At 40.8% G+C, this 8,405-nt stretch carries 9 protein-coding genes and 1 pseudogene; 2 read left to right on the top strand and 8 right to left on the bottom strand.

Translation table 11 applies throughout. The features are described 5' to 3' along the window. Nucleotides 1-72 (bottom strand): annotated as a pseudogene (locus tag WAM07_RS18420) (amino acid transporter); the annotation flags it as partial. Between the two features lie 120 nt (nt 73-192). Next, nucleotides 193-435 (bottom strand): hypothetical protein, encoded by a 243-nt coding sequence (locus tag WAM07_RS18415; protein ID WP_422168844.1) that lies wholly within the window; start codon nt 433-435, stop codon nt 193-195. A gap of 120 nt (nt 436-555) precedes the next feature. On the opposite strand from WAM07_RS18415, the gene WAM07_RS18410 reads away from it, so the two are divergent. Beyond that, nucleotides 556-780, top strand: a complete 225-nt coding sequence (locus WAM07_RS18410) for a DUF3892 domain-containing protein (protein ID WP_422168843.1) — start codon at nt 556-558, stop codon at nt 778-780. Between the two features lie 71 nt (nt 781-851). Here WAM07_RS18410 and WAM07_RS18405 read toward each other — a convergent pair whose 3' ends face one another. The 5 genes from WAM07_RS18405 to WAM07_RS18385 all read right to left on the bottom strand — a co-directional run bounded on the left by WAM07_RS18405 (nt 852) and on the right by WAM07_RS18385 (nt 6,330). Next, nucleotides 852-2,213 (bottom strand): aldehyde dehydrogenase, encoded by a 1,362-nt coding sequence (locus WAM07_RS18405; protein WP_422168842.1) that lies wholly within the window; start codon nt 2,211-2,213, stop codon nt 852-854. A gap of 14 nt (nt 2,214-2,227) precedes the next feature. Further along, complete coding sequence (rnz, locus tag WAM07_RS18400) at nt 2,228-3,154, bottom strand: ribonuclease Z (protein WP_422168841.1); 927 nt, start codon at nt 3,152-3,154, stop codon at nt 2,228-2,230. Nucleotides 3,155-3,401: 247 nt separating this feature from the next. Continuing rightward, a complete protein-coding gene (gene namA / locus WAM07_RS18395) occupies nt 3,402-4,418 on the bottom strand; it encodes an NADPH dehydrogenase NamA (protein ID WP_422168845.1) in 1,017 nt (338 codons plus the stop codon). 2 nt (nt 4,419-4,420) lie between these two features. Further along, nucleotides 4,421-5,575: a glycosyltransferase gene (locus WAM07_RS18390; RefSeq protein WP_422168840.1), complete on the bottom strand. Its 1,155-nt coding sequence runs from the start codon at nt 5,573-5,575 to the stop codon at nt 4,421-4,423. Beyond that, nucleotides 5,575-6,330, bottom strand: coding sequence for a glycerophosphodiester phosphodiesterase (locus tag WAM07_RS18385; RefSeq protein ID WP_422168839.1), 756 nt, complete (start codon nt 6,328-6,330; stop codon nt 5,575-5,577). Before WAM07_RS18385 ends, WAM07_RS18390 begins: the two co-directional genes overlap by 1 nt. Nucleotides 6,331-6,411: 81 nt before the next feature. On the opposite strand from WAM07_RS18385, the gene WAM07_RS18380 reads away from it, so the two are divergent. After that, on the top strand, nt 6,412-8,028 hold the full coding sequence (locus tag WAM07_RS18380) for a M20/M25/M40 family metallo-hydrolase (protein ID WP_422168838.1): 1,617 nt from the start codon (nt 6,412-6,414) through the stop codon (nt 8,026-8,028). A 40-nt stretch (nt 8,029-8,068) separates the two neighbouring features. Here WAM07_RS18380 and WAM07_RS18375 read toward each other — a convergent pair. After that, a partial coding sequence (locus WAM07_RS18375; protein WP_422168837.1) for an AbgT family transporter occupies nt 8,069-8,405 on the bottom strand: 337 nt, incomplete at its 5' end.

Raw genomic sequence — 8,405 nt, 5'->3', positions numbered from 1 at the left:
TGCAGCGTTTATAGGACCGATTGGCGCGGCAAGCGATAACCCTAGCAAAATGTAACTAAAAAAAACCCCCAACATGACACTCCCTCTTTAATTGCTTGTCCTAAATATATTCAGTGTCGTTAAAGGTTATGTAACGTAGATAGGGACTATATGTAAATAAACCACTGTGCTGTAGAACAGTGGTTTAAATGTTCAGTTGGAAGCCTGATAAGTTTCTACAATTAGACGGAGCAAATCGCTAGCCCGCTGAATTTCTTTCTGGTCAGTCTCAGAAATTAGGTCAGGATCATGCATTAATTCATTGAGAGCCTCTTCAGCTATCTTCACATGCTGCTGTGCTTCTGCAAATCCGGTTTGATTCTCCTGCATCCGCTCAACTGCTTGTTTAGCTTGGGCCAACTGTTCTGTCACGTGTTCAAAATGATTGAGGGGCATGGTTTTTCCTCCTATCTTTATCGTTAATTTAACTATAATTTCATTATTTATACCCCTCAAAACGTTTAAACCTTATAATTCATTTAAAAGGATACATACTAAGAAAAAGGAGGTAATGACATGGCGGAACAAATCATCGCTGTCAGGAAAAATGGAGAAGGAAGTATTGTGGAAATGAAGTTATCATCAGGAAGAATAGTGGATTATCACGAGGCGCATCAAATGGCTAGAAATGGAGAATTGGAGCATGTGAATCTGATTCGAGGTAAAGATGGAGAAGATCATTTGCGAAGTCAGCCAGATGGGGAACTTGACAATAATTTAGATAATCTTCCTTCTTTCTAATTTAAAGTATAATTACTAATAAAAGATCAAGAGCGTGATCTTTACTAATCACGCTCTTGATCTTTCTATGCTTAACCGAGAACCTTCTTGATGATAGTTAACCCAAAAGAGGAGCCTGGATATCTGAATTTCTGGTCGAACTTTGTTGTTTGTTTCGTGATACTTTTCAAATGGGTGAAGGTGTCAAAACTTGCTTGTCCGTGATAACTTCCCATTCCACTCTCTCCAACTCCTCCAAAAGGAAGGTGGGGGTTTAAAATATGGTATAGAGTATCATTAATACAGCCACCCCCAAATGGAATGGAGGTCATAATTTCTTCCTGATCTGTTTCACTCTCTCCGAAGTAATAGAGAGCTAATGGCTTGGGACGATTATTCACTTGGCTGATCACCTCTGATAAATGGTCAAATGTCAAAATCGGAAGAATGGGACCGAATATTTCATCCTGCATGACAGGGTCAGACCAATTCACCTGGTCCAGAATAGTAGGTTCAATCATTTGACGCTTTTCATCTAAAGCACCACCGGAAACCACCGTTCCTGCATCTAGATAGGAAGAAATTCGCTCAAAGTGCTGGTCGTTCACGATTTTTACATAATCTGGATTATCCAGAGGCTGATCCCCATAAAATTCACGGATATATTTTTTCATGGCCTTAATCAGTGGTGCCTTCACTTCATGATGGACAAGCAAGTAATCAGGAGCAATACACGTTTGTCCTGCATTAGTAAATTTACCCCACACAATCCGTTTGGCAGCAAGATCAATTGCTGCGTCTTTATTGATAATCGCCGGACTCTTACCACCCAGTTCTAACGTTACCGGGATCAGCTGGTTACTGGCTTTCTCCATAATCTTTCTTCCCACAGGTACGCTCCCCGTGAAAAAAATGTAATCAAGCGGCTGTTCCATTAGTTCCTGAGTCACTTCTTTATCCCCTTCGACTACTGCAATATAGTTAGGTGAAAAGTACTGTTCTACCATTTTTTTAATGACCCATGAAACTGTCGGAGTATGTTCAGATGGTTTAATGATAACGGTATTACCCGCCGCAATAGCTCCAAGCACTGGAGCCAGGGCCAGTTGGAACGGGTAGTTCCAGGGGGCAATAACCAGAACCGTTCCGTAAGGTTCTTTATAAATCATATTTTTAGAACCTTTATGGGTTAAGGGTGCTTTGACCTTTTGAGGGGTCATCCATTGTTTCAGGTGTTTCACATGATGGTCTATTTCACTTTTTAAAAAAGCAATTTCAGAAACATACGCTTCAAATTCAGACTTGTTTAAATCAAATTTTAGTGCTTCAATAATGGGTTTTTCAAACGTTCCAATCATTTTCTTCATGCGTAAGAGCTGATCTTTCCGGAACTGATAACTTTTTGTGTGACCTTCTTCGTACCAACGCTTTTGATTTTGAACAATGGTCTGCATCACAATTTCCTCCTTCACGTATTACGTGTAATTGAGTACTGAAAAAAATCATACGCGACTTGTGTATGTGCAAATATATTTCTTGCTTCCGTTTCAAGCTGCTTCAGTGTAATCCCCTGATAGCGGGAGGAGATATGATTGAGAATAAGCTCTCTTACATTAGCTTCTTTTGCAAGAGTAGCGGCCTGTTGTACCGTGGAGTGAAAGTAATCGTAGGCCATCTGATTTTCATCGCTTGCGAAAGTAGCTTCATGAATAAGTACATCTGAATCTTTAACTTTATATTTTAAATCAGGGATGTATCGAGTATCTCCTAGAATTGATATTTTTCTACCTTTTTTTGGAGGTCCTAAAACATCTTTTCTATAAATGATCGTTCCATTATCCAACCGTGTCTGAGATTGACTCTTAATTAACTGGTAGATAGGTCCGGGTTCAAGACCTAGCTCTTTTAGTTTAGACGGCTTAAGTTCTCCAATTTTGTCTTTTTCGCTTAAAATATAACCATAGCTTTCCAGCCCATGCTGCAAAGAAACCGCTTCGACAACAAACTGATCGTCTTCAAATAGAAGGCCTTCTTCGACTTCCTCAACATAAAGAGGGTAGCGCAAATGTGTGCCGCTAATCTGCAGACTAATGTCGATGTACTCTTTTAATCCCCTCGGGCCGTAAACGGTTACTGGAGTTTCGCCCCCCTGAAAAGAACGGCTGCTCAGCAGGCCGGGTAGCCCGTAAATATGATCACCGTGGAGGTGAGTAATAAATATAACCTCGATCCTTCTTGGTCTTAGATTTGTATGTAAGATCTGTTGCTGCGTTCCTTCTCCGCAATCAAATATCCAAGTAGTTCCACGTTCTTCCAACATGCGGAGGGCGAGGGAAGAAACATTTCTTTCCTTTGACGGAACTCCGGATCCTGTACCTAAAAAAAATAGTTCCATTAGATCTCCCTCCTACTAATCACATCATACCACCTGAAGCCTTTTAACACACTTACTATAAGAGAAATGTTACTAATGAATGTTCATTCAACATTGCAAAGAGTTACTTTACCTTGATTGTTTAATTTTCCTGGGCTAGTTCTCCTGAGTATAGGCTCTTTTTTTGGACGAATTGAAGTTATTGAGTAAAATAGTTTTTCAAAGTTCCATGAGTCAGGGTTACAGGAGTTTGCTGATATCAAATGATTTACCACGCTCTGGTATATTGTCTTGGTCCTTCAAGTTTGTACCCGAGTTCATCTGCAGCTTGTTTTGGCCAGTAAGGATTTTTTAACAATGCCCGTGCTAAAAAGATAAGATCCGCGCGTTCATTTCGTAAGATTTCTTCTGCCTGGTTACCGCTTGTAATCAGTCCAACCGCTCCAGTGTCAATTCCTGCTTCAACTTTTATCTTCTCGGCATATTTAACTTGGTAACCCGGATATGGATCGATAGGTGCCGGCACTACTCCTCCTGAGCTCACATCAATCAAATCAACACCTTGAGCTTTCATTTTTTCAGCAAAGTAGATAAAATCCTCCATTTTATTTCCATTTTCATGATATTCTGCTCCGGAAATTCTAACGAACAATGGTCCTGTCCATGTTTCTCGCACAGCATCAATAATTTCGGACAAGAATCTATAACGTTTCTCACGAGAACCACCATATTTATCCTCCCGGAAATTGGTGAGAGGAGACAAAAACTGATTAATTAAATATCCATGCGCCCCGTGGAGCTCAATAATATCAAACCCTGCCTCTTTTGCACGTATAGCACCTTCTTTAAAAGATTGAACTGTAGAAGTGATTTGCTGTTCATTCATTTCCACAGGTGTTTTTAGGGATTCACTAAAGGCTGCAGCGCTTGGAGCATATATGTCACAATCCAAATTAGCTTTCCGGCCTGCATGAGCAAGCTGGATTCCGGCTTTTGCTCCATGCCGGTGAATAGCTTCAGTCAGAGTAGATAGACCTTCTGTATGATCATCAGACCAGATTCCAAGGTCTTCATGTGAGATTCTTCCTTCAGGTGTCACCGATGTGGCTTCAGTCATAACAAGACCAACTTGTCCGGCAGCCCGGCTTTCATAATGGGCTAAGTGAAAAGGCTGAGTATGACCATCCTGATTATGTGAAGAATACATACACATAGGTGACATGACTATTCTATTTTTCAGGGTCACACTTTTTATTGTATAGGGTGAAAATAATAAGTGTTTCAGAACTATTCCTCCTCAGAGTTGCGATAATATTTCTTAAGCTCCTTTAATGAATAGCGACTGCCACGCCACTCAATACCGCCGCGAAGAAAAGTAAGAAGCAGTGCTCTAGAGAGCATATAAATAAATAACAGAGCGAAAATGGGCAGTCCGAAAACAATCCAGTTGGAATATGTAGTAAGGTGCCGCATGGTTAACGCATATAAATAAAATAACAAAACGATGGTAAAAGCACTAATCATTTGAAGTGGAAGACGGCTGCTCCAAATGGTGATAAACGGAAGAATTTGAGAAGTAAATACACCTGTTATGGCTAGTAGAGCAAACAAAACGGAATAATTTAAGCCGGCAAACGCGTTTTTTTCGAAACCTTTGAAAGCAGATGGAAGGTCAGGATACCACTCCACAGACAAGCTATGTAGTGCGGTCACCAGGTTCTGTCTGTAGCCCAATTTCTTAATGCGCAGACCCATGGCAAGATCGTCATCCGGTCGGAAACGAATCGCATGGTGGCCCCCGATGCCCTCATAGCATGTGTTAGTCAGGAGTTGAAATGCCCCTACTCCCATGCCCCCTTTTTTGGAGGGGTGATTAGCTGTCCAAGGCCGTTTTAAATATCCAAATCCAAAAAGAAAGAAGGAAATTAACCCTTTTAGAAAAAAAGAACCGGCCCTGAGATTGGGGGCAGCGGTTAAATGATCCAGGTTTTCATTTTTTAAAAAGGTGATGGCTTGGGAGACGACATTTTCATGGAAGTAGATGTCCGCATCTGTAAATAATAAGTAGGTTCCCTTAGCCTGTTGCGCTCCTATGTGGAGGGCGTGGTTCTTACCCAGCCACCCAGATGGTAAGGTCTCAATCGTGATAGCGTGGACATTTGCATGTTGAGCAGCTAGATTTTCAATAATGGAGCCAGTTGAGTCAGTAGATCGATCATTGACGGCTAGGATTTCAAGATTCACGTATTTTTGATCCAGAAGAGTTTCGAGAGTCTGTTTAATGGATTTTTCCTCATCTTTAGCGGCAATGATAACGGATATTAATGATTTTTCATCTCTGAATGGTAGATGGTCAATTGAAGGCAGATTTTTAAATCCTTTATGAAAATCAACAAGGATTATGGCCCAAAATAAAAAGATAATCGTTAATAGCCAAAACATTAGAAGAACCCTTTCCTGTTGTTATGAATAAGCTCTCGATATTCCAGTGCCTGGTGAGGAAAATCAGTAAAAATACCGTCTACCCCTAATTGATAACATTTCTTCATATGAGAAGGGCGATTGACTGTATAGACGCGCAGATTTAACTTTTCTTTTTGGCAGCTTTTGACTAATTTTTTATCTAATAATCGATGCTTAACATGAAGAGCATCTGCTCCTAAAGACTTTGCATAGTCTGGGAGATTAATCATCTTAGTAGAGGTTAGAAAAGCCGTTTTAATGGAAGGGTTAATCTGCTTCATACGAAGAATGGTGTCCGAATTAAAACTGGAAATAACGGTCCGTTCGACCACATCATATTTTTTTAATGCTTCATATACAATTCTTTCAATGTCTTTATATTCAATTACATTCGTTTTTAATTCTGCATTAAGAAACATAGGCTGTTCCTTGAACCAGCGAAGGAATTCGTCTAGTGTTACAATATAACAATCAGAAAATTCTGTGGAAAACCAGCTTCCAGCATCAAGCAGGCGCAGTTCTGTATATGTATAATCCTGTACAAATCCTGTGCCATTTGTTGTCCTGCGTAAGTTTTCATCATGAATAAGCACTGGAATTTGATCTTTCGTTAACTGAATGTCTGTTTCAATCCCTTCAGCCTGTGCGGAGCGAGCTAATTCGAAAGCGGCCATCGTATTTTCCGGTGCAAGTGAGCTTGCTCCCCGGTGAGCGTAAATAAACGTTGTATTCATAAAGTTCACCTCTTATTCAGGTTGGACCTTGAGTTTGATTGTGTTCGAAAAACCAGAAAAAGTCAATAAGGAGTGTAAAGCATGGGACAGTGGCAGACAAAAGAGCAGTTAACCGATCTACTATGTTCATTAGTGGAATATCCAAGTATTACAGGGAGTAATGCTGAGATCGCAGTTATTGAATACTTATATTATATTTTAGAAGATCGTAATTATTATCAGGATCATCCTGAACACTTAAACCTTCACCCTTTGGATGACGGACGACAGCTGCTAACCGCCCTTGTAAAACAAGGAGAAGCAAAAGATACAATTGTTCTTATTGCCCACGCGGATGTAGTTGGCGTCGAAGATTATGGGTCCTGGCAGAACCTGGCTTTTTATCCAAAAGAACTAACACAGGAGCTTCATAAAAACCCTGGTGTTCTGCCTAAGGATGCAGCCAAGGATTTATTGACAGGAGACTGGTTGTTCGGCCGCGGAATTATGGATATGAAAGCAGGGTTAACCCTGCACCTTTCACTATTGGAAAAAGCAATGGAAGGCGAGTTTGATGGGAATCTACTGCTTGTAGCCGTACCTGATGAGGAAGTCAATTCAGAAGGAATGCTAGCTGCTTTGCCGGCTCTTGCAGAGATAAAAGATAAAGAAAATCTGAGTTATAAAACAGCCATCAATGGAGAACCAATGTTTAGCAAATACCCAGGTGACCCAGCTAATTACCTATATACGGGCTCGATTGGGAAAACGCTTCCCGGTTTTTTTTGCTACGGGAAAGAAACACATGCTGGCGAGCCTTTCGCTGGTCTCAATGCTAACTTGATGGTCAGCTATATTGCTCAGGAGATGGAGTTGAACGAAACTTTTATTGAGCAGGTAGATGGGGAGAGAACACCCCCTCCTATTAGTCTGATGCAGCGTGACTTAAAGCATCATTATTCGGTTCAAACGCCACAGTCTGCTGTAGCGATGTATAATGTTTTATATATGAAGCAGACGATTGAACAGTTGAACGAAAAATTGTTACTGGCTGCCCAGCGTGCCCGCGCTAAAATCATTAATCATTACCATCACCAGGCCTCTTTTTATTTAGAAGGCACGCAAACGTCGAATTTTTCACCGGAAATTCGGATCCTGACATACGAACAATTGTACAAAGAAGCAGTAGACCGGTATGGAACGAGAGAAGTGGAGCGTCGTCAAAATCGGCTGATTACTCAACGAGATGAAGGAGACCGTGATTTTTCTACGAGTCTTGTGCAAAATCTTGCTTCATTATGTAAAGATATCAGTCCAATGATTGTTTTATTCTACAGCCCTCCTTTCTATCCATCTGTTTCTTCTCACCATGACCCGCTTATCCAAAGCGGCGCGAAAAAGGCTATTGAGATAGCTCGCAACAATTTTGGGGTGAACTTGACTGAAGTGGAATATTTCACAGGGCTTTCCGATTTGAGCTTTATTGGACCGGTGTCTATGAAATCTTCCATTGATCATTTACTTAATCAGATGCCTATACAAGGAAAAGGGTATGAATTGCCTGCTAAAATTATGGAGACCATTACGATGCCTATCATTAATATTGGGCCACGTGGCAGAGACGCCCACCAATGGACGGAACGACTTGAACTAACTTACAGTTTTGATAAACTTCCACAGATTTTAACGGAAACAATCCATCATTTTTTCAAATCATAAAAATGTCCGGATGCTGTCAGGCATCCGGACGTTTGTAATGTTATTTATTCGGTTCATAAAAGAATCCTGCATCTGGACCAATCGGATATCCAGTCAGCATCCAAATGAATAGCATAACGACCCAAATAATAAGGAAACCAATGGAATAAGGGAGCATGGTCGAAATCAGTGTTCCGATTTCTACATTTTTTTCGTACTTTTGAGCAAAAGCAATTACAATGGCGAAGTATGGCATCAAAGGTGAAATAATGTTCGTAGTTGAGTCGGCGATTCTGTACGCTAAAGTAGTCAGCTCAGGTGAGTAGCCAAGCTGCATCATTAACGGAACAAAAACCGGTGCCATAATCGCCCATTTTGCGGATGAGCTTCCCATAAAC

Origin of the sequence: Halobacillus sp. (assembly GCF_049282395.1) — a bacterium.
Classification (GTDB): Bacteria; Bacillota; Bacilli; order Bacillales; family Halobacillaceae; genus Halobacillus.
The sequence above is the reverse complement of the archived record's forward strand: the minus strand, read 5'-3'. Positions and strand labels throughout refer to the sequence as shown.